Source organism: Neiella litorisoli, from assembly GCF_014773395.1.
GTDB lineage: Bacteria > Pseudomonadota > Gammaproteobacteria > Enterobacterales > Neiellaceae > Neiella > Neiella litorisoli.
This window is the reverse complement of the sequence record NZ_JACXAF010000009.1, coordinates 73,831-99,741: the sequence shown is the minus strand read 5'-3', so window position 1 is coordinate 99,741 and position 25,911 is coordinate 73,831. Positions and strand designations below refer to the sequence as shown.

General features: G+C 50.7%; 31 protein-coding genes. 4 read left to right on the top strand and 27 right to left on the bottom strand.

Going from position 1 to position 25,911, the window contains the following annotated elements; translation table 11 throughout:
* Positions 1-79 precede the first annotated feature (79 nt).
* From IC617_RS08505 to IC617_RS08490, 4 genes are all read right to left on the bottom strand, one after another.
* On the bottom strand, positions 80-3,178 hold the full coding sequence (locus IC617_RS08505; RefSeq protein WP_191144571.1) for an adenine nucleotide alpha hydrolase family protein: 3,099 nt from the start codon (positions 3,176-3,178) through the stop codon (positions 80-82).
* Between the two features lie 252 nt (positions 3,179-3,430).
* Complete coding sequence (locus tag IC617_RS08500; RefSeq protein ID WP_191144570.1) at positions 3,431-3,661, bottom strand: sulfurtransferase TusA family protein; 231 nt, start codon at positions 3,659-3,661, stop codon at positions 3,431-3,433.
* Positions 3,662-3,671: 10 nt separating this feature from the next.
* Entirely contained in the window at positions 3,672-4,793 is a 1,122-nt protein-coding gene (locus tag IC617_RS08495) for a DNA sulfur modification protein DndB (RefSeq protein ID WP_191144569.1), read from the bottom strand.
* 109 nt (positions 4,794-4,902) lie between these two features.
* Positions 4,903-5,154, bottom strand: a complete 252-nt coding sequence (locus IC617_RS08490; RefSeq protein WP_191144568.1) for a hypothetical protein — start codon at positions 5,152-5,154, stop codon at positions 4,903-4,905.
* A gap of 173 nt (positions 5,155-5,327) precedes the next feature.
* Here IC617_RS08490 and IC617_RS08485 point away from each other — a divergent pair, with 173 nt between their 5' ends.
* Complete coding sequence (locus IC617_RS08485) at positions 5,328-6,191, top strand: GIY-YIG nuclease family protein (RefSeq protein WP_191144567.1); 864 nt, start codon at positions 5,328-5,330, stop codon at positions 6,189-6,191.
* Positions 6,192-6,351: 160 nt separating this feature from the next.
* Complete coding sequence (locus tag IC617_RS08480; protein WP_191144566.1) at positions 6,352-7,002, top strand: hypothetical protein; 651 nt, start codon at positions 6,352-6,354, stop codon at positions 7,000-7,002.
* A 50-nt stretch (positions 7,003-7,052) separates the two neighbouring features.
* On the opposite strand, the gene IC617_RS08475 is transcribed toward IC617_RS08480, so the two are convergent.
* The 13 genes from IC617_RS08475 to IC617_RS08415 form a co-directional block, all read right to left on the bottom strand.
* A complete protein-coding gene (locus IC617_RS08475; RefSeq protein ID WP_191144565.1) occupies positions 7,053-7,706 on the bottom strand; it encodes a hypothetical protein in 654 nt (217 codons plus the stop codon).
* Positions 7,707-7,810: 104 nt separating this feature from the next.
* Complete coding sequence (locus tag IC617_RS08470; protein WP_191144564.1) at positions 7,811-8,659, bottom strand: competence protein CoiA family protein; 849 nt, start codon at positions 8,657-8,659, stop codon at positions 7,811-7,813.
* A gap of 365 nt (positions 8,660-9,024) precedes the next feature.
* A complete protein-coding gene (locus IC617_RS08465; protein ID WP_191144563.1) occupies positions 9,025-9,204 on the bottom strand; it encodes a hypothetical protein in 180 nt (59 codons plus the stop codon).
* Between the two features lie 80 nt (positions 9,205-9,284).
* A complete protein-coding gene (locus IC617_RS08460) occupies positions 9,285-9,815 on the bottom strand; it encodes a hypothetical protein (protein WP_191144562.1) in 531 nt (176 codons plus the stop codon).
* On the bottom strand, positions 9,812-10,489 hold the full coding sequence (locus IC617_RS08455) for a hypothetical protein (RefSeq protein ID WP_191144561.1): 678 nt from the start codon (positions 10,487-10,489) through the stop codon (positions 9,812-9,814). The genes IC617_RS08460 and IC617_RS08455 overlap by 4 nt, the downstream gene beginning before the upstream one ends.
* A 107-nt stretch (positions 10,490-10,596) precedes the next feature.
* Complete coding sequence (locus IC617_RS08450) at positions 10,597-10,902, bottom strand: hypothetical protein (protein WP_191144560.1); 306 nt, start codon at positions 10,900-10,902, stop codon at positions 10,597-10,599.
* Between the two features lie 50 nt (positions 10,903-10,952).
* The gene (locus tag IC617_RS08445; protein WP_191144559.1) at positions 10,953-11,609 is read right to left on the bottom strand and encodes a cold shock domain-containing protein; all 657 of its coding nucleotides are present in this window, start codon (positions 11,607-11,609) and stop codon (positions 10,953-10,955) included.
* Positions 11,610-11,760: 151 nt separating this feature from the next.
* A complete protein-coding gene (locus IC617_RS08440; RefSeq protein ID WP_191144558.1) occupies positions 11,761-12,492 on the bottom strand; it encodes an RES family NAD+ phosphorylase in 732 nt (243 codons plus the stop codon).
* Entirely contained in the window at positions 12,489-12,851 is a 363-nt protein-coding gene (locus IC617_RS08435; RefSeq protein WP_191144557.1) for an MbcA/ParS/Xre antitoxin family protein, read from the bottom strand. The genes IC617_RS08440 and IC617_RS08435 overlap by 4 nt, the downstream gene beginning before the upstream one ends.
* Before the next feature lie 133 nt (positions 12,852-12,984).
* A complete protein-coding gene (locus tag IC617_RS08430; RefSeq protein WP_191144556.1) occupies positions 12,985-13,518 on the bottom strand; it encodes an Ntn hydrolase family protein in 534 nt (177 codons plus the stop codon).
* Between the two features lie 394 nt (positions 13,519-13,912).
* Entirely contained in the window at positions 13,913-14,653 is a 741-nt protein-coding gene (locus IC617_RS08425; RefSeq protein WP_191144555.1) for a hypothetical protein, read from the bottom strand.
* A gap of 319 nt (positions 14,654-14,972) precedes the next feature.
* Positions 14,973-15,122, bottom strand: a complete 150-nt coding sequence (locus IC617_RS08420) for a hypothetical protein (RefSeq protein WP_191144554.1) — start codon at positions 15,120-15,122, stop codon at positions 14,973-14,975.
* A 73-nt stretch (positions 15,123-15,195) separates the two neighbouring features.
* The gene (locus tag IC617_RS08415; protein ID WP_191144553.1) at positions 15,196-15,696 is read right to left on the bottom strand and encodes a DUF3592 domain-containing protein; all 501 of its coding nucleotides are present in this window, start codon (positions 15,694-15,696) and stop codon (positions 15,196-15,198) included.
* Positions 15,697-15,982: 286 nt separating this feature from the next.
* Between IC617_RS08415 and IC617_RS08410 the strand changes: the two genes are divergently transcribed.
* Complete coding sequence (locus IC617_RS08410; RefSeq protein ID WP_191144552.1) at positions 15,983-17,185, top strand: AAA family ATPase; 1,203 nt, start codon at positions 15,983-15,985, stop codon at positions 17,183-17,185.
* 10 nt (positions 17,186-17,195) lie between these two features.
* Complete coding sequence (locus IC617_RS08405) at positions 17,196-18,161, top strand: ParB N-terminal domain-containing protein (protein WP_191144551.1); 966 nt, start codon at positions 17,196-17,198, stop codon at positions 18,159-18,161.
* An 18-nt stretch (positions 18,162-18,179) separates the two neighbouring features.
* Here IC617_RS08405 and IC617_RS08400 read toward each other — a convergent pair whose 3' ends face one another.
* The 10 genes from IC617_RS08400 to IC617_RS08355 form a co-directional block, all read right to left on the bottom strand.
* Positions 18,180-18,332, bottom strand: a complete 153-nt coding sequence (locus IC617_RS08400) for a hypothetical protein (protein ID WP_191144550.1) — start codon at positions 18,330-18,332, stop codon at positions 18,180-18,182.
* An 8-nt stretch (positions 18,333-18,340) separates the two neighbouring features.
* On the bottom strand, positions 18,341-18,811 hold the full coding sequence (locus IC617_RS08395) for a hypothetical protein (protein ID WP_191144549.1): 471 nt from the start codon (positions 18,809-18,811) through the stop codon (positions 18,341-18,343).
* Between the two features lie 62 nt (positions 18,812-18,873).
* Positions 18,874-19,059 (bottom strand): hypothetical protein, encoded by a 186-nt coding sequence (locus tag IC617_RS08390; RefSeq protein ID WP_191144548.1) that lies wholly within the window; start codon positions 19,057-19,059, stop codon positions 18,874-18,876.
* A 24-nt stretch (positions 19,060-19,083) separates the two neighbouring features.
* Positions 19,084-19,623 (bottom strand): WGR domain-containing protein, encoded by a 540-nt coding sequence (locus tag IC617_RS08385; protein WP_191144547.1) that lies wholly within the window; start codon positions 19,621-19,623, stop codon positions 19,084-19,086.
* Positions 19,620-20,255, bottom strand: a complete 636-nt coding sequence (locus tag IC617_RS08380) for a hypothetical protein (protein ID WP_191144546.1) — start codon at positions 20,253-20,255, stop codon at positions 19,620-19,622. Before IC617_RS08380 ends, IC617_RS08385 begins: the two co-directional genes overlap by 4 nt.
* Positions 20,256-20,397: 142 nt before the next feature.
* Positions 20,398-22,212, bottom strand: a complete 1,815-nt coding sequence (locus tag IC617_RS08375) for a PRTRC system ParB family protein (protein ID WP_191144545.1) — start codon at positions 22,210-22,212, stop codon at positions 20,398-20,400.
* 189 nt (positions 22,213-22,401) lie between these two features.
* Entirely contained in the window at positions 22,402-22,776 is a 375-nt protein-coding gene (locus tag IC617_RS08370) for a hypothetical protein (protein WP_191144544.1), read from the bottom strand.
* Between the two features lie 72 nt (positions 22,777-22,848).
* Positions 22,849-23,628, bottom strand: coding sequence for a PRTRC system ThiF family protein (locus IC617_RS08365; protein ID WP_191144543.1), 780 nt, complete (start codon positions 23,626-23,628; stop codon positions 22,849-22,851).
* The gene (locus IC617_RS08360; protein WP_191144542.1) at positions 23,625-24,374 is read right to left on the bottom strand and encodes a hypothetical protein; all 750 of its coding nucleotides are present in this window, start codon (positions 24,372-24,374) and stop codon (positions 23,625-23,627) included. Before IC617_RS08360 ends, IC617_RS08365 begins: the two co-directional genes overlap by 4 nt.
* 52 nt (positions 24,375-24,426) lie before the next feature.
* Positions 24,427-25,734 carry a hypothetical protein gene (locus IC617_RS08355; RefSeq protein WP_191144541.1) on the bottom strand — a complete coding sequence of 436 codons (1,308 nt, stop codon included), beginning with the start codon at positions 25,732-25,734 and terminating at the stop codon, positions 24,427-24,429.
* Positions 25,735-25,911 lie beyond the last annotated feature (177 nt).

Here is a 25,911-nt window from a genome sequence, read left to right as displayed (position 1 = left end):
GCACCCGCGCTCACCCACCGCAACAAGGCAAATAACACGGCGTCTTAGAGCTGTCCGGTAACGACTTCGCCAGGAATTATTATGGCTGTGCGCTCTGCACCAACGCATTCGCCATCGCCAATTTGCTATGACGACCCACCAGCGCGGCAGGCATTATGGCAATGCCGTTTGGTTGCTCCGGAGCTGCATCCAAACCTTGGAGCTTCGAAAAGAACGCACGGGCATCGTGCTGAGCTTGCTCAACTCGAGCGATATGCCAACCGCTCAGTTCAGTGGCCTGTGGCAAGCCTGCGAGCACCATCTGAACGAGCAACAACCAATACGGCACCACTTCCTGTTGAGAAAACACGCGGGTTTGCAGCTGCTGTTGTGCCTGGGTACGGAGTGTTTCAAGCTGCTGCTGATATTGTGCAAGGTCGCGCACCATGGCAGCTTTGATTTGCCAGTCGGAGTTGAGCGCGGCCCGGTGCTCATCGAGCAGCACGGTTTTGCTCAGCACATCCACATCAGCCAGCATTGTCTCTGTTTCATCCAGCCAAATCCGGCTCACCTTCGCCCGAGCTTGAAAGTTGACGTCATCGAACCCGGTCTGACCGAGATGGACGCCTAGTGCATAGGCCAGCCACTCGGAATAGATGGACTGGTAGTGCTGCATCAGGACAGCCGCGGCATCCGATAGAGCTGTCGCGGCATAGGCTGCCGGACTGTCCTTCACGTTCTCCAGCATTTGTGCCGCGCGGCGACGTGACGCCGTTCGGTCTTGGCGTAATGTTGCGACCCGCTTGGCTTTGATTTGACGATACTCGCTCATGGAGATCCCAGCTTGCGCTAAGGTTCGATTGTCTTTGCGCTCGAACAGACCCATGCGATTAAACATGGCGGTGCGGTCACTGATTGCTTGGCTGGTGGCTTCAGTACCACTGTTAAGACACAGCACCCCTTGTCGCAGCAGCTCTTCAAAGACACCGACACCAGCGTAGCGAAAGCGACTGTATCGTTTTTTCTGGGCACTTAGCACGGCGTCATTATGTGCATCAAAGGCATGCTCGGCACTAAACTGCAGCCAGTCGCTCAGTGCTTCGGGGTTGATGGCGTACCCAACGTTGGACTGATGTTCGGGCAACATGGTCACATCGCGGACATCACTGTAAATTCGGGCTTCGGTTCGTGTCCAGCTCGGCAACCAAAACGGTCTGGCCTGAACATGGGCGCGCTCCAACAGGCTGCGACTATCGAAGCGATAGAACAACACCGAGGAGCGCCCTTTGCTGATCACACCTTTTTTCACAGTGGCTTTTCGGCGCGACCAATTACGATATGGTTCGGCTTTTACACCGGAGCTATTGACCTGCTGGGGCAGTGCGTATTCCCGACGATGGCGCAGCTTGATCACGCGTTTTATTTCGCTCCGTTCGGACGAAGCCAACGCTGCAAGCATCTCAGCTTTGATATCCGCCAGATCTTCTTCTAATAGTGCATGCAGCGGCACGATGCGTCCCTTGAACGACAGTGACCATGTTGGCGTATTCTCGCTCGATTGACGCACCACTAACGTATACGACTCGCTGGCATCGTTGTTCACCGACACACAGCCACTCCGAAAATCTGCCTCAATAATATCGGTCGGACGGAAGATGGGGGTCACTGGCAATTCATCAATCGGCATCATTCGCGCATCAGGAATAGCATCAACTCGCACTTTGGATAGATCGACACGAGGGTATGGCAGGCGCTTACCGGCATGGACTGCTGCCAATAAGGCAGTCATTCGATACGGAGGCAGTCGCACGCCATCCCGTGAATGAATGGCATCCAAGTAGACCGCTTCTTCAACGCCAAGAATGTTGATCAGGTGCTGTTGAGCGCCTTCGACATAGACCTGGCGTAGTTCATCACGGTCTTCAAGCGACAATTCAGGATCGGTCATGATGTCGGCATAGCCCGGATCGGTCATTAATGCGGCGTGACCTTGAGCGACCAACCCTTTGAAGTGCTCAGCACGTTTGGCGTCGTCATCGGTCAGCTGCATCAAATACAGTGCAATCCGTTCAATCGTCATGGCGTTCAGGACGTTTGGCTGAAGCACCACATGGCCAGTTTCCGTATCGATGGCCCGGGCATGGTACGTGCGATGCCTGACGTCTTGCGATACCGAGAAAATGTAATCGCGGACTTTTTTCAAATCCCCTTGCAAGTGTTTGTAGCGCACCTTCTGATTCTGATTTTCCACGGAGCGGTCACGCGGCACTTTCAGGCATAAACCGCAGCCAAAGCGACTGCCTCCACAACCGGCTTGCTTGTTAGCCCCTTTGATCTTGTGGGCAGAGACAGGACAGCTACCAGAATCTGCATCGCCATAAATCACGCGCAAGATCCGGAAGTTTTCGCCGTAGCCCGGAATGGCATACTCGGGTGAAGGACGACTTTGAGGATTGCTGCCGGCACGGCTCAGTAGGCCCATGACATCTTCATAGGTCCAATCTCGGATCGGCATGAATACCTTGCTACTTTTGCCGTTTGCCATCACCTCATCAACAGCAACATCGTTGCTGTGTCGACGAATCGACTCAGCGCGAGAGAGACTCTCTTCAATGCGCGACCCCAGCAAAGTCACCACACGATCGGAGCCGAAACGTTCATTGATGGTCTTGAGCAACCGTGCGCTTTGGTCAATCTTTAAGATCACGGAGCAATCATTGTTTAAGCGGCCGACGGATGGCAGCTTGTGGGCAGTCAGAAACAAGCTGGTCCAGCGCTCTGCCAAAGGAGGTCGAGCAGTCAGCAGCTCAAGAGTTAATCCCACACGTCTGCAGTAGCGCTTGAGCCGCTGCTCCTCATAGCGGCCATGAATTTGGATCCAGACATTTTCCACACCGGTATCAATGGAGGTGACCACCACAGGGTTGTTGGCTGGCGCAAAAGTAGGGTTTTCGCTCAGAAACTCACGTTGAGCTTGAAGCTCGGCCAACAGAACACAGGTCGAGTCTTTGCCTTTCGACCAAGCGACGGTCGTTTGGTAGCCCTGCCCTTTGAGCAGCTTGATGTCATCCACCATGGTGCGGAACATGCTGTAGAGCTGCTTATCAGCATCGAGCTGCGCTTGAGTACCATCAATCGTAGTGACCGCTTCTTGGTCGTTGTAGAACTCGGCAAAGGTTTCAGGAATGGCAGTGGTCATCGTTGGCTCTAGCGTTGTCAGTTGGCTTAGCTATTACGATACGTCCGGTTGTTGTTGCGGCAATCGGAGCCATGCTCAGCAGTGTCGCGACCGGACACAACAGAGCAGCGCAGGCTGCGCATTACTTGTTAGGGCATCGGAGCGTCATGGAGTAACCGCTACGATGTCTGCAGTCAGCTGCCGCGCGACTCTTGAGAGTTTGGGCCCATTTATTTTATCGCCGCCCGGTACGGCTGCTGCCGCACTGTACCCCTACGAGGCGCCAATTTTCACCATGATGTGGGTAACCGTCTGCTCCTTCTGACAGGCGACCACTTTATGATTGGAATGCGCAGCATAGAGCCTGACATCACGCTCAGCATTGGGTGCTTTGGTCTGAATATGAACCAGCTGGCCGACCGGCTGCTTGGCCAGATGGCGGCGCATTTGGATTTGAAACTCAGGGCAGACTAAATGCAGGGCGTTGAACAGTACCGGATTCATAGCGCTCTCCTTATGCTGCGGCCGACAGTGTTTCAGCGAGTTCAGGCGTGAGTGGTAACCCCAAGCTTGTGATGATGGTAACGGCCGAGAGGCATTTGGCGCGCTTGTTCTTGACCATTTCACCCTCCGCACCGACACAGCGACCTTGCCAGTGCTTGGCCAGTCGCTGAAAGTCGACGTGAGCCAAGCCATCCAATCGGCTCCAGTCTTCGGTACCATTCATCAGAAAGTAAGCTGACACCGCATGACCGACTTGACCAAGCGCTTCGAGCATGACCGCGGTACCAAACACGTAATCCTCTCGGACACTAGCGGCGCTAATCTTTCCACTCAGTGCGGCCTCAATTTGAGGATTGGCAATGAGCTTTTCAAAGAACTGGCCAATATGGCGAATGTAAACTGACATTGCCGCCTCATCAGCCAATACCTCTTCCATTTGCTTGGCGGTTAAGCCGGTATAGTTGACCAAGAACGATGCCAGCTGATTGATCGTCCACAGGAACGATGTCGAACCGCTAACACCGGTTTTTTCCATGTCAAAGCGCGAGCGAAGCGCTTCTGGAAACGAATTGAGTACAGCCTTGGTGAAGCGCGATTTCACTTCACGCGTATCCATTGTCAGGTTGATGGCTTCGGATGTTTTCTTCGCATTGCGGTTGTAATCCACAAAGATGCGCTGGTGTTGCTCAATGGTGGTTCCTTCAATGATTTTGATATCAATGAAGCTATCGGCCAACTCCGGCTTCTGAGGCAATGCTTTGCTAATGCCACCAAGTCGCCCTTGTCCATCGGCAAGAAAGCGCACTGCATCGTCCGGGATCACCATCTCACCCACTTGGACATGGGCTTGACCATACGGTTGACCTGCCATTGTCAAATCAGCACGGGAGAAGGTGAAGCCTTTGATGATGGCAACTACACCAGGAAATGAGTAGTCGTCATTGTCAGTGAGGTACTTGCGAATCGCGTTAGCACGAGCACTGGTTAAGTCCCGCTGCTGCTTCAGCTCAGACGGAACTCCTTCGGTTGGAAGTTGCTCAAAGTTGGCTGACAATTCGGCATAACTCAGTTTGCCGGTATACGTGATCCGGTTGGCTTCTTTAGCTGCAAGGACAATCAAGCGAATAGGCATGGTGGTTTCTCTGGTGTTTTTTAGTATGAATTCATCCTATGACGACTTCCTAACGGGGCTACCCCCTATTTTCACCAATGTCCAAGACCGACACAGAAGGACTACCAAGCTACGCCACCACAAAATAGACATAGCCTGTGATGCCGTTCATGCGCTTGCGGGTGAGCAAATTCGCACTGACGGCCATCTCACACTGTTGACGCACTTTTTTGACCAATGCATCGCTATTGAGGCTCTGCCATTGTCGCGGGAGCTGTGGGAGCAATGCTCGAATAAAGCGCAAGCTTGAGCCAGGATGAATGCGGTCATAGCCCGCCAATTTGATTTGTTCGACCAAAAATTGAGAGGGATTTCGTGTCATCGTTTGATCCTTCGTTTCGCGGTAAGCAATGGCTAATCGGGTGCTTCGGCGCCCAGTACGATTGTGATAATCTAACCGGCTCAAATCCGAGCAGTATGAGTATCTGTCGCGCATCAACTTTGGCAACCCATACCGCTATCGATATCGGAGTGGTTTTGAATCGACTGATCGTATTGACCCAAGAGCGCCTCAACAAAGCAAAGACTCCCCGCGGCGGTTACACGACCGCTCAGCAAAAAGCACTAGGTGTATACCCTGCCGAAAAAGGCTGGCTTAAGAAGTTGGTGGGGAAACAAATCACCTTGCGTCGCTTTATTGCGTTTGTGAAAGCAGGCAAAAACAAGATATACCTTGAAGAGATCCAAGCCTTTTTACCCACCCTTCAGCCGCCTGTTGTGGACGAAGAAGCCATACCAGCGCAACCTGCAGCCCCACGCATTAAACTGACTAAAAAGGAACGGCAAAAGCTTAAGTCGGATGCCAAGCGCCAAGCAGTCAGTGCGCGTCGAATACAGACCATTCGCAAATTCGGAATTCACAGCGCTATCGACTTGATCTTTGATGCAGCCGATGGAGCTTGGCCAAGCGACGGGCGATTTCTCAAAGAGCTATCAAAACAATCTGAACATGGGATTGCAGATGATGACGTCAAGCGAGTGTACGACGGACTCAAGTCAGCAGGCCTTGTGTTGACGCGCCGTTCGGGCGGACAAATCACGCCCTCGGGTTACTTACGAGCAGGACAGCTTCACCAAGAGCAACACCTGTATGTGGTCCGTATCAAGCAGACCGATCAATGCAAAATTGGAATAAGCAAGTCACCTAGGAAGCGCCTTAAAGCGTTGCAAACATCCAATGCAATGGCTTTGGAATTATCGCTTGTGTTTGAGGTGGAAGGGAGCGCCGCCAAACTCGAACAGCGTCTGCACAAGCAGTTTAAAAAGAAGCGACTGAAGGGTGAGTGGTTTTGTGGTCTAGATGATGCACAGATCGTCGAATCCGTTGGCACAACAGGTAAGCTGACAAAGGATTACTAGACACTTTTCCGGACTAAGATCGTGCATTCGACATCGCATCGGAGGCACCAAACCTTCAACTTTTGAGATGGATATGTCATCAACAAATCAACTATTACCGATGCACCTCGATTTTTTCAGGTCGGGCCTATGTATGCGTTGTAATGAGGTAAAAAACCGATTGAGCGACGTGCTAAGCGCCTACTCCGTGGTAGAGCAAACATGGCATGAACGCTCGAACCAGATCGAACAGGGCTACCAACAAGCACTTGAGGCGCCTGCTGTGAGTAAAAATGCCGAGTCGCGGCTGCAAGACGTGCACGAGTCGTTCGCGATGGATTTCATGCGAATAGCGGAGCTAGAGCAGCTTCATCGAGAGGCGATGCTGATCGTTCTGCAAAACGAATTGGAACATGGCCTTAATGCTCTATGCCGCGATGTGGCAAATGCCATGCAGAGCAAAATAAAGTTCACCGATCTCAACGACAGAGGCATTAAGCGAGCATGGAGCTACCTCAAGAAAGTGGCGGACTTTGAGTTCTCTTCCTTGCAAAAAGAGCAATCTGTTATTGCTGACGTCCAAGAGATCCGCAATATCATTGTTCACGCTGGTGGAACCATCAAAGACAAAAAGATCTTAGCAATTGTAAATAAATACGAGTGGTTCAGCGGGCGCGAAGGAGCAGCGGTGGAAATCAAACCAGAGTTTATGAAGGAGTATGTTGCCACGCTTCATCAATGCTTAGATCGGGTCAGTGAACAAACACAGTCATTCATGGAGCGAACCATTCGTGCATACAAAGCCACTCCGACTGCGAGCAGAAACGTGTAGCTAACTCGTTATCAACTTCGGTGATCCGAACTGGCAGAAACCTGCCTGAGTTACACGAATAACTCTGCGATTCGATCAGCATGAAACACTTCAATGTGCTCCGGAGGAACCACGGCCAAGCACTCGAAGTTCGTTTGCTCCCGCTGCACGGCTTGAACTCCCTTAGACTTCATGAAAAAAATTTCGGTCATATAATCCAAAGTCTCGCCTATGGGGCCACCATTCTCGGCTCGAAGGTCGCCCTTGTCGATGCGGGAAACCTTCAAGATCACGGGTGAGGCGGGTTGAGCTAAAAACTCGCGCAAATCGTGATCACAGGGATAGATGGAGTCGGCCAGATCGGGCGCCAACCGGTGCAAGATCTCATGCAGTTCAACCAGAGCTGAAATGGCCTCCGATCCGTGTCTTTTTCTCGCGAACCCCAAAGCTCGACCGGGGCAAACCGAATAATACGCCCCTCCCCCGTATCGAAACGAGAACCGTTGGCCATCTTCATTGGCCACCATACGTTTAGCGAACCAAGAATAATCCATCCACTCTTTGTTCATTGGAAACCGCGCTTCAAACGCATCCACCATTTTAGCAATCATTTCTATGACAGAGTGCTGCAACACCGGCCTCTCTGCGCCCAATCCTTGAGTCATGATGGATTCTAGAAAGAGCGATGATGTCCCATGGTAAAGAGCAAAAGGCAGCGTGTTCACCGGATATGTTCCTCAAATAAATGACGGGGCACATACGAGAATCGTCGACGACACCAGAAGACCTCTGTCATGTCGCGACCTAAGCCGGCACCCCGACGGCGACTTTACTCCATGCGTCGGTGATCGAACATAGTTTGACCCAGCCCTGCCCCGCATTTTGGGCATTCAAAATCGCGCGGACTGAGTTGTCGTCCCGGCCATCGGTGATCGCAAGCAGAACACGTGTAAGTTCCCAAGAACCCCGCACTTCGATCATCATCCTTCGGAGACAACAGGCCGGGAAAACTACCTGTTTTTGTTGAAAGTTGCTCTTGGACGCGCGCCTTGAGTCGATCCTGGGCTGCTTCAAGCCGCGGGTGGCACAACCATCGGATGTTTGTCACGTCACTGATCTGACCTACCAGAAGCTCGGTGAAGGTCGTCTTGTTGTTACGGCTAAAATACTGAGAGCGGATAGTGGCGACATCAATAGCTATGCCAATGGCCGCTAGTCCTGGGCGGTAAATCGCATCGCTAATCCCATCATCCAACTGACCAACCCCAATATCTAAGCGATGCCCTTTAATGTTGGTAAACAACTGGAGCGGCCCACCCTTCTCAAAGTGCAGCGCGTGATGCTCTGATTTTGGGGCGACTTTTTCGGTCAAACCGGTTCGTTGGTGATCAAGGGTGAGTTCGGGCAGGTGCAATGAGCTAATGTTGCCCGATAAAAGCAGCTGCACCGCTAAGTCTCGTGCCACAACATCAAATGAGATAATACAAGGGTTTTTAGGAGGGATGGGGGAATCGTGCTCATGAGCAAAGTGCCAAGCCTTCCACTCGCCTTGCCGTGCCAACAAGCCTTGACCACATGAAGGGCAAATACATCCGCAGTTTCGTCCTCGTGGGACATCATTGACATCGACCAGTTGGCCGGTGTCGAGACTAAGAGCGGCAGGTAAACGAACATCCATCAATGCTTTCCCAGAGCGATTAGTACAACTGTCGCGTAGTGACATCCTTGGTTTGATGGTAATGGTGATCGGGTGAAATGAACACCTTAGCTGATCCACTACCCCGGTGCACAATCACAAAAGCATGAAGCATTTGCCGCCGCATTGCCAAATTGGTTGTGGAGCGCATATATGACGCGGAAGTTTTTTTGGAGCAAGCGAGCACGGGCAGGTTGATACCGTTTGCAGTTGATCGTGGGGAGTGGCAGGAGTTGATGGCAAGCGCCTTGCTCATTTGACTGTGGCAACTTAAACAAACAAGTAAAACAAGTTGTGGTCAATCTGATGAACCCTCGAAGTTAGAGACGCCAGTGCAGGCTACGACATCAAGGTGACGAAGCCTCTGTCAGCAGCGTCAACCGCGCTTTTAACGCTGTTACCAGCGCCTCGGCATCATTCAGCGCATCCACTGGGTCGCGTTGCTTAGTGACATCAAGCTGCTCTTTTAGCCAGTACGACGTTGACGGATCGTACGCGATAGCTTGTTCAAATTCACTCGTTTTCATAAGGTCACCGTTCTGTTTCCTCAAGGAATTCAACTTCTAAATCTGAGATATCGGTAAACATGGAATTACCGCTGCGCCTGTTACTCAGCAGACTGTCTCACGCCACTCTGTTTATCATGATCGTCGCGCACTGCTGTTCGAAATAGCTCACGACGCAGTACGCCAAGCTCATATCGGGAAATAGCGCCATCGGCCATGGCATCACTATATGACTGCTGCAAGTCGCTGGTGCCTGCGGCTTTAATGGATTGCTGCAGCTCAGCGACAGCTCGCGGTGGTGCCTCCATCATCGGCGCGACAAACACACCCAGCCCTAACAATGCTCCTGCAACATACATGGTGTATTGAAACCAGCGAGGCTGAGCGCGCCAATTGGTGGCCATCCCTTGATGATGCGAGCACCTAATCCCTTGATACACCGCGCCAGGTATCGCGACAAACAATGGAATAAACCAAATGACGGGTGAGAACATGAGCTGGATTCTAAAGTTGCTGCCTAGGTACCACGCCATAGCCACCGCGGCGACCAACCAGCCTTTGATAAAAATAGTAAGGAAGAACACCAAAGCTCTGTGCCCATTGAACTCGTGAAAGTTAAAGCCGATGTTCATTGGGCATCCGAATGCTGTACGGCATTAAGCGCCTCTTTGGCGGCGTAGATGTCTTGTTCGTGTCGCTGTCGAGCCTGCTCTGAGCGCTGGCGACTCAGGTGCTTTGCAAGTGCGAGGTACTCGGCAACAATCATTGGACGCTGCTGCTGGTTCAGCGAGCCAATGTAATTAGCAATGACTGGATTGGCGAGACTCTCTCGGATCTGGAGCAAGTGCGAGTCCGTCGCAGTCTCAAACAGATGAAGCTGATCGCGAAAAGCAACGCGTGCATCTCTCGGCAAGATCTGAAGAGACAACAAAAGTACGACCAACAACATGACAACTTCGAGGGGGAAGCGACTCCATGCCTGAATAGTGGTCACAGTGACGCCGATGGCAATACCGGCCAAAGCATTGCCCGACCACCAATCACGCAGCCTCATTAATGCTGAAATTTTACGAGCAACCCATTGCCCCGGCCAATACAACATCATACCCACTCCAACGAGAAACCACTGCTGTGGCCCGCTCAATTGGCTGTAGATAACGACCAGTAAAATCGCGCCAAGTAATAACGCAGCCTCTGCGGTCTTAGCCTTATGGATAGCAGCTTCAAGTGTGGCCTTACGCTGTAATATATCGGCCGAACCTGGCGCAGATCGAGTGACATCAAATGCTAAGCAAGAAGGTAGCATGCAAGCTCCTGAAGATTGGGGAAATCTTAGACATGGTAGAAGGAGCAAACACTCGAAAGAGGCGCGTTAACGGGACAATTACACCGGTAACTGCCCCAACGTAGTCGCTAAGCAAAAGCGGGCGCAAACACCTTTCGCTGGCGGTCAATATCGAGTTGGCCAACATTGCTAAATTGATAGTCTTGCAAGGTCGACTCTATGCGGACTAACGTCAGGCCAAACAAAGCGACACATTCTGGACCAAAACCATCGTACTTGCCGTTTGCAAACAGCAGACTAATCCCTTGACGCGATGCGCCTAAACGATAGTTTTCATAGACGAACGCAAGGGAACCTGCAGGATTACCCATGCAAGGTTTTGCGAGTTTGACGACTGCCCCGACAGGGAAACGTTGGTGTAAATGGTTTGCCATAGTGAGTACCTATTGAGTAGAAAGAGGCCCAGCGTCCATGCCGGACAAAGTTATGCACCTGCCAGCGCAGCCACAACGGCCATACCAACAAATGCTACACAGCAAATAGCCGTGATCGCCGATGGCGATGCACCTTCGACAGAAGCGGTGTTGACCTCGGCCACTGGCTCTGCCGGTTCGCAGGCTTTTCTGCAAATTGCAGCCCGAACCTTGCTGACCCACTGACGTTGGCCAACGACCGCTAAATCACCGGTAAACTGATGAACGGTGATGAAATAGTTGCCACCAACATGCTTAGGCTTGCGCTGACACGTAAGATTGAGCACTGCGTTATAACCCAGCTCCTCGGCCTTGGCTTTGAGTTCGTCGCGAGCCTGTTGCGGGTCGCGATACCAACCGCTTTGCCAAGCAGTACGCTTGGCCACCTCGCCATAACGGGGTGTTTCAGAGCGCGTCATAACAAACTCTTTAAGCGGCACGATGACTCGCTCACGGCCAGCCAATGAAACACGCTGCACGTCGACCGCTTCTAGACCTTTGCGGGACTTACGAACGATGAATTTCACTAGCTCAGATGGGTGCAGTGAACCGAAGAAACCACATTGATGCTGATGAAAAAAGACATCTTGATCTTGGCCGTTCACGGAGATAAAGCCGTAACCACGGTCATGCCAGATGCGACGAACTGTTCCGGTTAGTTGAGTCATAATAAATCTCCTGCCAAATCGATAGGGTCATCGTATGGCAGAAGGCAGATCACGCAACCAAGCGCTACGACTGATAAATGAGCCGTGTCCAAGCCGGACAACAGAGAGTTATTAAAGACTTAGCCTGATCCGCTTCACGGTCAGCAGTGAGTTACGCTGGTCGAGGTAGTTCACCCTCGACGATGAACTGGTCGCGCAAGAAGGCGTGCGAATCCAAGTACTGGACACGTTTAAAGAACACGGTGTCACCCGTCAGTTCGCAGAGCCATTCTTGTTTGCTCGTCGGCGATGAACAAGTGAACGGAGATGGATCGAAAAGCGCGATGTTCATTCCCTGATCCGGGCATCGTGCAGAATAGAATTGAAGTAATTTGACACCGGCATCTCTCAAATGAGAGCCCAGAGCCTGACTGAACGAATAATCACTAGCATGGCTGATCAGAGCGCGGTGCTCAGCACTAGCGATAGTCAAATTGGCACCATGCTCTGTTGCATAATCAGCGGTGAACAAAGAATGCTGCGTAACAATGGGGTTTGGCGGCGGAGTTTCCATGTCATCCCAAAAGGAAAGCCGGTAATAGGCGCACTCCGCCAAAACGGTATTTGGCTTCGCTGAGCCATAGAAGAGGCTGGCCTCAGTGGTAGAGCCAAATCGACTGCCATAGTCGAGTGGTGGATAGCGAAACGGGGTTGAGAGCAGATAAGAATAGCGGTTGTAATCGTCTGGATACGGTGGTTTAGAGCGCTGCTCCAATAGCTCCTCTAAAACCGCCTGCTCTGCCAAATTATCGGAAATGCTAAGTGTTGCCGCACTCTCTTGCGATTCAACAATGCGCCAGAGCGTTCCATTTAATGGCTCTTGATCAATAGCAGGAAAGATCATGCACGACCGCGCATCGCGTCCAAGTATGACACCACGCGTACCAGACCATCAACTCGAAAGATTTGGTCGATAGGGCGACCTTGCGTACCTCGGTTATTGGTCGTCATAAAATGTCGGATATTGGCATCATCACCACCCATGAGCGTGTGCACCGAGCGATACAGTCGCACCAGTAGCATTGCCAAGTCCCCTGCTTTTGATGTTGGGTCAATCCCATTACGGGTAATGCTTGTCCGTCCACGACCGATAATCTCGCCGACTTGTTCCGCAGATAATCCAAGATGACGACCAGCATTAAGGGTACTTTTCCCAAGCACATCGGCTGGATCGGGTTTCGCTACTGTATGCGCGTAATTCATGATGCACACCTAAACAACATTGTCCACACGCACAATTATAGATAATACCGTGCATTTGCACAACCAAATAAAAAAGAGCAAGCAAGGTAACAACCTTACTTGCCCAAAGGGTGACAACCCCAGAGAGAACTCGTCAGAAAGAGACTTCTTGCAGCGCTAATGCCTGCTCCAGCGAGACTGATTGCACTTCGCCACCTGTTAGCACATCGGCCGCTGAAGCCACTTCAAACGCGACAGCAACCTTGTCAGCAATCTCAATACCATCGCGCTTTTCGACAGCACTCAAAGCCCGATAGGCGTTAATCAGTTCGGTGCCACCACTGCCGATAGCAATGGGCGGGATCACCGGTGCAATTCCTTCGTTGGAAACGTGATAGAGCGTTTTGCTATCCATATCCAGCACTAAAGCAACCCACTTGCCCAAGTCCAGCGAGACAACCACGCCCGATAGTAGAGTGAATATGTCTGTTGCCTCAGCCCGTTTGGCTAGCGCTTGTTTTAAGGCGTGAAGAAACGCAAACTTGGTCACGCGGCGACCCGTTCCTGCAATGATCAAATGGCCAATACGATGAATTTTTTGATAGTTGCCGCAAAACACATCGCAGCCATCAGTCACTTGGCTGTCTGAATTTATGGTGAAGTCTTCGGTGGTGAGAATGCCGGTCATACATAACTCCATTGGTACAATTCGTTGTGGTGTATGAACACGTTAAGCGCGTTCCTGACTCCGGCAACTGGCATAAGCTGCCCACCCATCGCTGGTGTCCAGCTGCGACCCAGCTATCGCAACAATCGAAGCCCACAAAGCGCCAACACAACGATGATCAACCAAGGAACCCACGCGTCTAAGCCTGCCCCGCGCAAAAACTGACAGGCACGATCCAATGCCATCACAGTCAACCCTACACCGACCAATCGAATGGGCAGTTGCAGTAAGGCGACCCAACATGTTGAACCACATAGCATGCTCCTATTGCTCACAAGACCTTCCTTTTGCGGTAAGCAATGGTTAGTAAGGTGGTCACGTCCATGTGACCTGGTTGGTTGGATGGATAGCTTGCTTAGTTCATAGCCATTTGGTTGCGATACCCGATATATGCTGGGTGGCCTTTTCGAACGAGCTCTGATGCGATGTAGTCATCGGGGTAATAGATGGCCTCGACTTGGGAGGGTTCAGTTTGCAAATCGAGTTTGTCATGTACCAACAGATCAAACGGATAACCACGTCGAAAGTACTCATCGGAGCCATCGAGTAACTTAGCGAGCAGCATCTCGAAACGGGAATGCGCTGTTGGCACCTGCAGGGTGTCGACACTTTCGCTCAACACAAAAATGCCATAGAGCACTTCGGTTACATCGCCTGTTTTGAGGCGAATGTTAAATACGGGCGACGACGGATCGCCTAAGCGCAGTATACGCCGCCGCAGCTCAGGTAATGCTTGCCGGATAGTGGTGAAAGCACCAGTCCAAGACTGACCTCGTGGAATAGCGAATTTGCGTTTTGAGACGGGTACAGTTGCTAGTTGGTTGGCGAAGATCCGAAGCTGTTCAGCAGCACCTGAAATTGCAACTTCCGGAGGTATTTCAGCACGTCTGCGGTCTTGAAGATAATCGTAGGGCAATGCACTCACCCATCGAAGCAACACATCGAAGCGTACCTTGTTCAATAGCGCCGCGCGCTCGCCAAACCGTGTTTGATTTGAATTAAACATTGGCAAAAAGCGCGAATGGGTCATCGCGTTTGCGATTTGATGTAACAACTGGGCATCAGTATGGCAGTCATATGAGAGAGACTGATTCATGGCGATCTCCGCGAAGATAGTAGCGAAGTAACACCATAAGTGGAGGGCTGATTCTCGCAATTACCCCATCGGCCGAGTGGACGACGGTTGTCTAGCTAAGACATGCAAAAGTGTTTAGCTTGGGAGGGTAATTAGGGCTTACCTTACCTTAGCAAAGACTTTCCCTAGTTCATCGCAGCTGTCGTAGCCGCAACCTCTTACATATCGACCGTCTTCCCACAGCGCCAAGCATTTACCATCCTGATCATGGTCGATAAGCGCGCTATTGGTTCGCTTGCCGCACGCGGGACAGGTGATCATTGGCAATCTGATTTTCCAACTAAATGTTGTCGTTTAAGAACGATTGAAAGAATCCTGCATCACCAACGTGCTTTCTTTCGCTCAACTCTGGTATTCGCTTCGTTGCGGCCTGCGGCTGAACCTTGGCGCGCTTGCGTCCATTTTTCCCCTTAGTTTTAGATTTAGGCATCGCTAATTCCCCATCATTTGCCATGCAGTCCTAACTGAACAGGTACTGTCCAGCATCTTTGTTTGTAGGCAACTTACACGTAGTATTTCATCCAATATGAAATTGAGGGCAATGCCCCCAACAATATGGTAATTACCATGCCTGTCTTTCCAGCTACAATCAGATAGCTTTTTTTAGGGTTCCTCGGGTTGTAGTAAACGTTTACTCCCCCATCAGCACCTATTTGAACTTGAGCTTGTTGCTTTTCTAGAATGAACCGCGCGTTATGGCTGGCGACAAACACCCAAGGTGAAATTCTGGATCCCTCATAGTGTTTATTCAGAACTGAATAGATATACAAAGCATCGCCAACATAATCCTGATTTGCCCTGACCGCGACGTTTGCTCCGAATTTCTTCACTCCCATCTGCACTAGCTTTCCTTTCGTGGTTGGCCACTTTCGTGTTCGAATTTGGAACCACAACGAGTACGAGCAAACGACCAATGCATAGACTGAGGCCCAATACCAAACCCCTTGAGTTCGTCCTTCAATGGCGAGTTCAAACATTTCTTGGGAATAGTTCAGTATATTCATGACTTCACTCTACTTATCACCGCCTCATTATTGCCGCGATAGCAGGAGCAAAAGGGTCAGATATAAATCGAATATGAAGCGCAACCACCCCAAACCACCCGTAAAACCAAGGCGTTGGTTGTGGAAAAATCCACTTCAAGGCAAGAAAGCGGTCATTACGCAAGAAAACAAAGGAACGGATTGTGATGCCGAAGGTGTCATTCAGCGACACAGGTAGACAAACGCAAAAACATGACGCATTATGAGCATAACAACACAAAAGCGTCATATTCAAAGGAAACCGGACATGGCTCATCCACATGCTCAAATTGCTCGAATCGCTCGCCGTGCAGCAAGCAAGGTCAAACTACTGTCGTCTGACATTGAAGCTCAGCGCAAGGAATTCAGTGAATCCGGCTACTATCGAACCTTTAGCCGGTCTCAGCTCTACGATTTACCCGGATTTACCAAGGCTATTGTTGAGAAAGCAGTCAGGGAGATGGAAGAGCAAGGCTACACGTTTGGCAAGCGGCAGGCAGGCAAAAACGAAGTTTACTGCATTACCGTTGATCAGGTCCGTGACATCTACAAACATCGCGGTATTGAGACCTATAAAGAGCGATTTGGCGATGCATTCGTTATCTTTATCGGCAACCTCAAAGGCGGCGTGACCAAAACGGTCACTAGCGTCACGGTCGCTCATGCCTTTCGCGTTCACCCGATGCTTATCAAAGAAAACATCCGCGCACTTGTTATCGACCTCGATCCGCAAGCATCTGGCACCATGTTCCTCAACCACCTCTACGCCTCGAAGTCCAATGAATACACCGCGGCACAAGCGATGCTTCGTGAGCCAACCGAAGAAGAGATCGGTCACTTCATTTTTTCTTCCGGTATTGAAGGTGTAGATGTCATGCCGGCGAGCATTGAAGATGCGTTTTTGGCATCGGACTGGGAAGACCTCTGCAAAGAGCATTTGCCGGGCCAAAACCCACATACGGTTCTCAGAGACAAAATCATTGATATCGTCAGAGATCGCTATGATTTCATTTTTGTTGATTCAGGCCCCCATTTAGATGCGTTCCTAAACAACTCACTAGCTGCAGCCGACTTATTGATGACCCCTATCCCGCCAGCTCAAGTCGACTTTCACAGCACGCTAAAATACCTGGAGCGACTTCCAGAGTTGTTTCAAATCCAAGAGGAAGATGGTGTTGAGCCCCGGCCTCTGATTAATCTGGGCTTTATGTCCAAACTCATCGAGAAAAAGCCTGACCATGTCACGGTGCATTCGATGGCCAAAGAAGTGTTTGGCGGCGACATGCTCGACAAGTGGATACCCCGACTTGATGCTTTTGAGCGATGTGGCGAATCCTTTGACACGGTGATCAGTGCCAATCCAAAGCACTATCCAGGATCCAAAGAAGCGCTCAAACAAGCGAAAGAAGCAGCTGAAGAGTTTGCAAAGTCAGTCTTTGACCGCATCGAATACATCCGCGATAGCGAATAGGAGCAACCCAATGAAAAAAGCAGCTATTGGCCGTCGCATGTCGACCAAACCAACCTATGACCATACAGAAGTACTCGAATTACCAACCGGGCCAGTATTGTTCGGGCTGGTTGAAGTCGCGCCAGAGGACATTAAGAGCAAAACGCGGGTATCTGAATACAACCCGCGTCGAAACGAATTCTTGTCGGAATATTCGCTCAGAGATATTTTGCCCGACCTACGTGACGTAGGCCAAACCAAGGCGGCATATGCTCACCCGGTGACCGAAGACGGTATTGAGTACTTTGATATGCTCGACGGCTCTCGGCGCCGCGAAGGGCAGCATATTCTTGCAAGCACGTTCAAGGTGCTGGTGGCGGAGCGAGAACTAACGCCTGAAGAAGCACGGTATGTCGTCAAAACATTTACGCGCCACTCCAAGCCGCTGTCGTTGCTTGAGTTGGGCGCGGACATCATTAGCCACAAATCGGCTCATGAACAACGAAAAGATGAGGAAGGAAACCCACTACCACCACTGACTCAAGATGAGCTGGTGGTGATCTTCGACAAATCAAAACCCATCATCAACGTGGCAGTGCGAGCAGCAGAGAATCTACCTCACGACTTGCTGCAGGCGTATCCTGATTTGAATTTACTCGGGCGCCCTCGCCTTCAACTGTTGTTGACGCTCTGGGAGCGTTTGGATGATGCCGAGCGCGAACGCGTTGTGACTACAGCGAACAAGTGGTCATCAAAAACCATGGCTGAGTTGGATGAGTATGGTACACCCGACCAAGTCACTCAGTGCATTACCAAAGAACTTCTTGAACAAGCCCCGGCCGATAGCAAGCCAAATAACAAGGCATTCAAAGAGCTGGTGCCAAACCGAGCGAGCTTTCGAGTCGCAGACGGACAAACAGAATTGAAAGTGGCCAATTTAAGCGCTGAGCAACGCAGCAAGCTGCTCGCTTATGTAGAAAAACTGGTGTCAGATTGATCTGACACCAGTCCAATTTTACTCCGAGACGGATTGCTTTCTAGCCTCGGTATTACGTCGATAACGCCGGTTGGTTGCAATCCGGGCTTGCTCTGCAGATTGTTCGCTCAACGAGTTTTTCTTGAGCATGCCGATTTGCCATAACAGGCGCCGTGTAGTTTCAGTTAACATAAGCTCTCCTAATCGCCCAATAGGCGATCAACCAACGCCGTATTACGTTTCAACCATTCCCTACCCCGAACCTGCTCAATGTAAGCCAACACCGACGCTCGTGGTGGTGGCTTAATAGCAGGCAATTCGTCCAGGTTTATCCCTAGCCAGGCCGCACGAGCATGAACAGCGAGCCGGTAGGATTCACCAAAGCCGTGTTCACCGAGTCCATATGACTGAGAAGGCTGACCATCAGTAACGGACTTCGGGCGCTCTGCTCGCCAATGAAGCTGCCCATTTGTGGGCACTTGCAAGTACACACCGCTAATGCCAGAAAGTACCGCCGCTTTTGGTGTGACCTTTAAAAATAACGTTGCGGACATCCCGCATATAGCTTGCTCAAAATCGAATGAGTCTTGCTCATCGGCTAGCTTGTCCGTCAACCGCTGATGCAAGTACTCCCCTATAAAAACCCAACACCAATTAACTTTGTGTGCCATATTGACTCCTCCAATAGAACGGGTGAAGTCATGGTCTAACGGTTTAGAGATGGCGCAACCGACTAGTGCAGGTATTGCCTTGCTTTGTCCTGCTCCGCTTGGCAGGCATAGCCGCCGATCCAAATCTGTTTTTGCTTCGGGCAATGATGCGGGCAGTCCTCCACAGACAGCCATTGTAAGTAGGCATTCTGCCCCTCTCGCCACAACTCTAGCGGTTTTGTATCGCCCAATTGTTCCATTGTTTTCATCTCGAATTATCCTCTTAGGCAGACTTAAGCTGCAGCGCCATCCGCGACCAAGTCAGGCTGGTCGTGGTACTTTCCCAATACCTCAATGATCTCCGAATCTGGCTCATCAGATACAGATACAACATCGAACAACCCAACCTTAAAAGCTGGCCGCACAACAGTTATTGCGCGTTGAAAATCACCAGCATCAACACTCGCTAGTTCAACGTGAGACAGAGTAACGCGAACGGCGACTAAATGACGGGCTACGGCTTTCTTGGGAGTGGACTTTGGTGTTGGTTTGCTGGGAGCGGACTTCGGCGAGGTATGTTGCAACAACTCATAACGGTCGCGACTACTTTGCGTTTTGGCATCGACTAACGTGTGCGCGGCTGAGCGAGCAGCGTTGATAGTGGCGTAACTGGCATGTAAGCGAGACTGCCCTTTCGTGCCTATACGACCGTATTCTTTGTAGACGTCGTAAGCGTCATTAGATGCTCGGCAAATGTTGACTCGATAGAACTTGTGTTTATTGGCAGTTGAATTGTGATGCTCTAAATACCAGGACTCAATCACTTCACTCATGAGGCGCTCCGTTGAATGTTGATGCCACTAGGTTGCATCGACCTGGAGTTCGCGCAACCATCCAGCGCTGACAACCACTGCTCAGCCTTGGCTTGATGTTCCTCCCGATAGAGATTGAAAACGGGAACGCTGTACGCCTTTGCGATGCGAAGCGCCTGCCCTGTTCCACCGCTTGTCCGTTCGCGACCTGTTAGCGATCCATCTGGTGTCCAGCACAACACAAAGCGAACATGATATTTGAAGTGATCACCCAGTACCTGATAGCCATTTCGAGCCATGAGCAAACGCCCACGGTGGTCGAGGTATCGCCATGCCGGATGATAGCGACTAGCCAGTGTCCGAGCCTGACTGTCGTTGCCAATGTAAACACCCAATTCGGCACTTGAACGTTGGTTAAACCCTTCCCATGGCAGATAAATCGCCATCAGCTGATCAAGACTCGCGACACCTTCCGGCACTGCATCATGGCAACCCAATTCAAATGCTGAATCAGCACCGTGAGCGGCACCAGAGCGAAGCATGACGCCCGATAATGCCAACGCCTTGCCAAGCTTGCGCATTAGCAACAGGATGTCATCTGGCGTATTGCGTGAGCCTATACCGGCATACGCATTCACTGTTTCGTAACCCATAATTGCGTCTACAAAGAGAATCGTAGGGTTACAATTGCATGAAATACGACTCTCGCAATTGCCTGTAGTGCGATGTAGTAACAGTGTTACTAACAAAAAAGCGCCCTTATTGGGCGCAATTTTAAGCGGTGTGGTTCGCGTCTTATTTGACCGGAGGTGAAACCAAATCGAAGTAACCTGTTGATGGTGCGTAGGCTGACCAATCGAACTCAAATTCAAGCATAACCTTAACTAACCCGCCCTTACCTTTTCCGGCAAGCTTTGTAAATGCTCGCTCACCATTGGCAGTGTTATAAGCCGCCACGAAACCAGATTCAGTGGCAATCGTGGTCAATTCCCCAATTGTATGAGCGCTAAATAGCTCCTTGGTTGGTGTCCATGCTGCAACCGCAGTTTCCTGCCAATTGTTCAATGCTGACAGTGAATTGAGCATGAGGTGATTGACTGTGCCCGAAGCGCCCGAACGGTCTTTGTTTTCCGACTCTACGGCGAGGTGCTTAATGGCATCTTTGATCTGCGCTTGGACTTGCGTAGGCTCTTGAGCCATTGTGAGCTGTACCAACTTGAACAAATCGCTACCGTGCGCGTTGGTTGGCCAGCCCTTAAAAGGAGGTTTGTAGCCGCTTTTAATGCACAATAGCCCCAAAACGACACCTTGATTAAAGCCGACATCCGTTGTGAGTACACCCACTGCGGCGTCACGCAAAGCTCCACGGTGAATCTCCTGCACCTTGCGATTGACCTTTTTGGCAACTTTCTTTGTAACGACAGGTTGTGTGGCTGCGCTTGATGATGATTTCGTTGTACTGGTTGAAGCACTGTCTGTTGACGGAGTCATAGCACTAGTAGGTGCGTCTGGTTCAGAACCCGACTGCTGCGCTTTGACACACTTGGCAAAACATCCCTTATCCAAACATTGATTGGCAACAATGATCCCCTCGCGTCCGTCAGTGTTGTCCATCAGCGCAACATTTGAAGTGCAGCCCGTACAACCTGTTTGAAATTGCTCTTGTCCGACTTCGGATGCGGAAACCGGATTGCGATCAGACACAGCAATCTCATTCAACCAAAGTACCTTGCCATACTTGTCCTCAGCTAATGCTCGCTGTTCGTCTAGCCAAGCCTGCGTTTTCTGCCCCCAACATTGCGGGTTGGAGCACTTCGCATGATTGTCTTGTTCAAACAGACCGGCTTGCGCTTCGGTATTGCTGTGACAACCACTGCACTGCGCGGTATCAAACTTTGCTTTGACCAAGTAGTGCTGCCGCGTGGAGGCTTTCTGTTTGAGTTGGCTCACTGTCCATTTCTCGGCGATGATTTTCGCAAGCGTTCCATTTTGGAGTTTTTCGGAAAATGGAGCCAAGATAATCGCGTGAGCAGGCTTGATCTCTCCATTTGTCAGCGCTTGCTGGACAGGGTCTGAGCAACGCAGCAGTTCAAGCCGCTCTGAGAGCTTACGGATGCCCCACCCTAACCGATCTGCCGCCGCTTGTCGGTCGCCTTCATAGAACCCAAGCCAGCGTTGTGCAGCATCCGCTTCATCAATCAGACTCAAATCTTCACGATTCGAATTTTCAATGAGTTGCACTTCAATCGCTTCGGCATCGGACAGGTGTTTGATCAAGGCCGGAATTGTCTCTAGCTCTAACTCCAATGATGCTTCGTAGCGGCCATTGCCAGCAATCACTTCAAACATCCCATGCATTTCAGGATGTGGGCGTACCACGATAGACTGGATGACACCACGTTGGCGAATGGACGACTTGAGTTCGGCGTACTTTGCCGGATTTCGTGCTTTTCGGGTATTACCTAGCGCGAATGGCATGAGGCAATCGAGTCGCAAGATCGAGCAATCGTCGGATTGAACCTGCTCGTTTTGAATAGCACTTGGGGTGGCAATGTGCGCGTTCATGCCAATCGCGGTATCTTCTGAATGTGTTCCAGTGTCTAGCATCATAGTTCCTCAACAACCAAGGGTGTGTTTACGCTGATAGTTTCAGCGCGGTTGAGGTTGGTGCAACTGGCGAATAGACATGGTGTGGTGAATTTGTCCGGTCTGGACAGAGCGGGTATTTCACGTTAGTAACAGTGTTACTACGCCGGTATGAGAGCGCCTAGTAACACTGTTACTAGGCACTACATATCATCACTTTCGTAGTTTATAGAGCAGCTCAACCAACCCAACCAACTCATTAAATGGCGCAGTTGCCAAGTGACGCATGACAGTTGGAGCAACCACACCAGAAGTCATGCTCATCGCGATACGGACATACTCACTCGCATCGTGAAAAAGCAACGCACAAATTGCGCCAGCCACAAAAGGCGCTGGCAGTGTTCGAGCAAAGTAGTTTGAAATCCAATCGCGCCCTGGAGCCTGTGGTTGAGTTCGGCTCGTTACGCGATGGCTATCGAATTGAGACAATTGAGCGCATTTTAATGCGGCGTAGCGACCGGCAAAACCACCGAGTGCGCCAAGCACCCCAGCCAAGCCACCAGTGAGCAGAACAGTAATAACAGACATACATACCCCTCATGTTTTGTGAATGTCGGTATGTATAGGTTAACTGTACACAGGGATTGGCCGATGGCGCGATTATGCGCTGCTTTTGTCCTCGTAACCGAACGTAGACCAAACAAATGGATCGATTTTCAGCGGTTGCGTTTGTCCGTCTGCCAGCGACACGTATGCGCCATGATGTGCGGTTTTACCATAGCGCATCAGTTGCCAAAGCAGACTACGCATTGCACTTGCCATATCAATATTGATGCCAAAATCTTGCTTGGCCAGCGCTTCTTCATGTGAACAACTGTCAATCGGATTATCTTTGACGGTACGCAGACTAGGATACAAATCCATGACGTTAGGAAGCCGTGTGGGACAGGAGTTAGGCTGTCCGAGGTGGCCTAAGATCACTTGACCATCGTGAGCACCATTGCCTGAATCCATCCACAAATGGTTACAGTCAGTGTCTCGAAAAGCATCGTAAAGCTGAACACGAAATGGAGCAGAGTCAACACAAGTGATCAGCAGCGTATCATCGCCCCGCAAATTCAAAGTGTCACCCTCTGCGTACTGGTTCGAATATGTCCATTGAGTGTGACCAAATTGATTAAAACGCTCAATCAGACATTGGCTTTTCGGAAGTCCAATGTCATTGGGCCAAAATGATTGTCGACCGACATTTGATGCCGAGACTGTATCACCATCCATAAGATGAATATTAAGCCCTTCATGCCCTAATTTTTTGAGCAAGAAATGCATTTTATAAAGCTGTGCAATTAACTCGCTACCTGTACCGCCTGCCCCAATGATCACAATGGGCACCTTTCGGATCAGCCACGACTGCGGAGTCATAAACAAATGCTGATTCATGCGCGACCTCCAATGAACTCCCCGACAGTTTCACAAAGCGTTAGATCGCCACGGCGTACCCGCCCTGTTGATTGCGCCAATGAGCGCCACTTGGCGATATGGCGGCTATTGTCATTGCCGATCCCTGCAAATGTGTCACGACCGTTTACATGCGTAAAAACAGACTCGTAGATAGTCGCCTCTATCGCTGGTATCGCAGCAATATCAATCTGGCGAGGCAGCGTTGCCGTGCCTTGGCAAACGGCACCATTGTCTGAAATGTTCATCAATGGCGCTTTAAACGTGCGCGTTTTTTCGCTTGGGCGAGTGTTGTGCAATAGTGCTCGCACATAGAGTACTGGCTGACGCTGGAAATCCACTCGCCAAAGTAACGGCGGCCACTCCACCATCAAGTGGTGCGTTCCACCATTACGAATCCACATCACGCCAACACGGCGCTTCGAATACCAAGCAAGGCGCGTAGGTGTGTTCAGCAATACTTGCTCTGGAATCATGCTGGTTGAACAGGCCGAACTAGCGTCTAGCTGGTTCACGGCTTCTAGGATTTGCGCTTCGTTCAAAGGCTTGGCAGCACCTAACTTGCCGTTGCGAATCGAGTGCTCAACAATGCCTGTGCATTTGACATCATAATTGATGTTGCCGGAATAAAAGACCCAAGCTTTTTCGGGCGTAGGGTCATCTGGAATATTGCGATTCGCACCAATAGGGGTTTGTGAATTAATTTCAACTTGAGTGGCAACTTGCATGGCTTATCTCTACGGGTTGACGTTGTATGATCAGTAAACCCCACATCAACAATCACGCAATCGTATCGGACAGATAGCAAACCAACACATCTGCCAAAATGAAGTGGTTAATTGCTTCGAGCCATTGCGGATGTGCGAGATTCAGCGATGCCGCAGGGTATTCGCCGGACTGCATGATGCCCTCATTCAACCATTCAAATATATCCGGCAAGTCGCTTGTACCAATGATCCGACCATCACCTAGCCAGATATCAGACGCACCGCTTTCTATCGCGTCATGTGCTTTGGAGGCAGTCAAACCGATCAAGGCTGTCTTTAACACTTTCGATAGAGCATCAATCGCGGCTTGCTCACGCTCAGAAGCATCAGCTTGGGTTTGGTGCTGCTCCAAACGTTGTTGCAAACCTTGCAGTGCAGTTCGCTCGTCTTGATTGGCCAGATCAATGTCGATAGCCCAAGGTTTGTTGGCTTCTAAATAGTACTGACTCGCCATAATCGCTCGGTAAGCAATATCTTCATCATCGTAACCAGCCTCAAGCAGATCGCGATATTCATCCTCTGCATAGTCGTTGATAATAGCCAGAATTCGAGTTTCATCCTCGTCGGAGTCACCAATCGCCGTACAGCCCGTCACGCCCAATGCCTCAACCACACCATTCATTTCGTCACAGTCAAGGAAGTACCCAACATGATCGGTGTCCATCGACATGCAGTTATAGCGCCGCAGCACTTGCAAGCTCTGATAAACAAGTAACTTGAGGTCATCGCTCAACCCACAAAACTCAACACCGCAAGCAGCCAGCACGTTAGGATGCACAATCCGTAAATCAAGGTGTTCAACTGAGCCATAAGATTCACTGTCGATGATGAGGTGTGGCATGAGCTGCTGATTGAGCCATTGAGAATAATCGTCAGAGAGCGACACGTCCTGAGACAAACATAAAGATGTCACCTTTTCATGTTCCTCGGCCACCTTGGTTTGCAGCATTTCCATAGCAAGGCTTAAAGCCTCACATACAGCCAATCGCTGTGCTTCGGTACCCATTTCAGCGTCAATAACCGCATCTATTTCCGCATCACCGAGCAGTGATGCATGGTGCAACTCGACACATAGTTTGGCGATAGCTTCGGATTGTCTGAGCACTGCCAGCTCTTGGTAGGGCGTCGCCAACTCGACAGGTTCGCTGCTCTCTGAACGTATCCCCATAGTACGAGCAACACGCTTCGAAGGCGCTCGAATCGCTGCGCCCGTCATTGCCTCATACCAAGGCGCAGCAACCGGAGCTACATAGGCGGCATCAAGTGTGCCGCTAAATGGCAGTGGGAATGCGTCTGGCTGAGGCGATAGAGCTGCTGACATAATTGACTCTCCAAGTAACGTTTGCGTTGTGGCTGCGACTGATAATTTGAATCACGTTGTTGTTGCTCGCGATGCTCTGCTTCTCGACCGTGTAACTGGGCAGATTGTTGCCACGCTGCAAGCTTGCTCCTAACTGATGTGCTCATAGCTAAGTTCCGTTAGTAGTGTTCACTACGA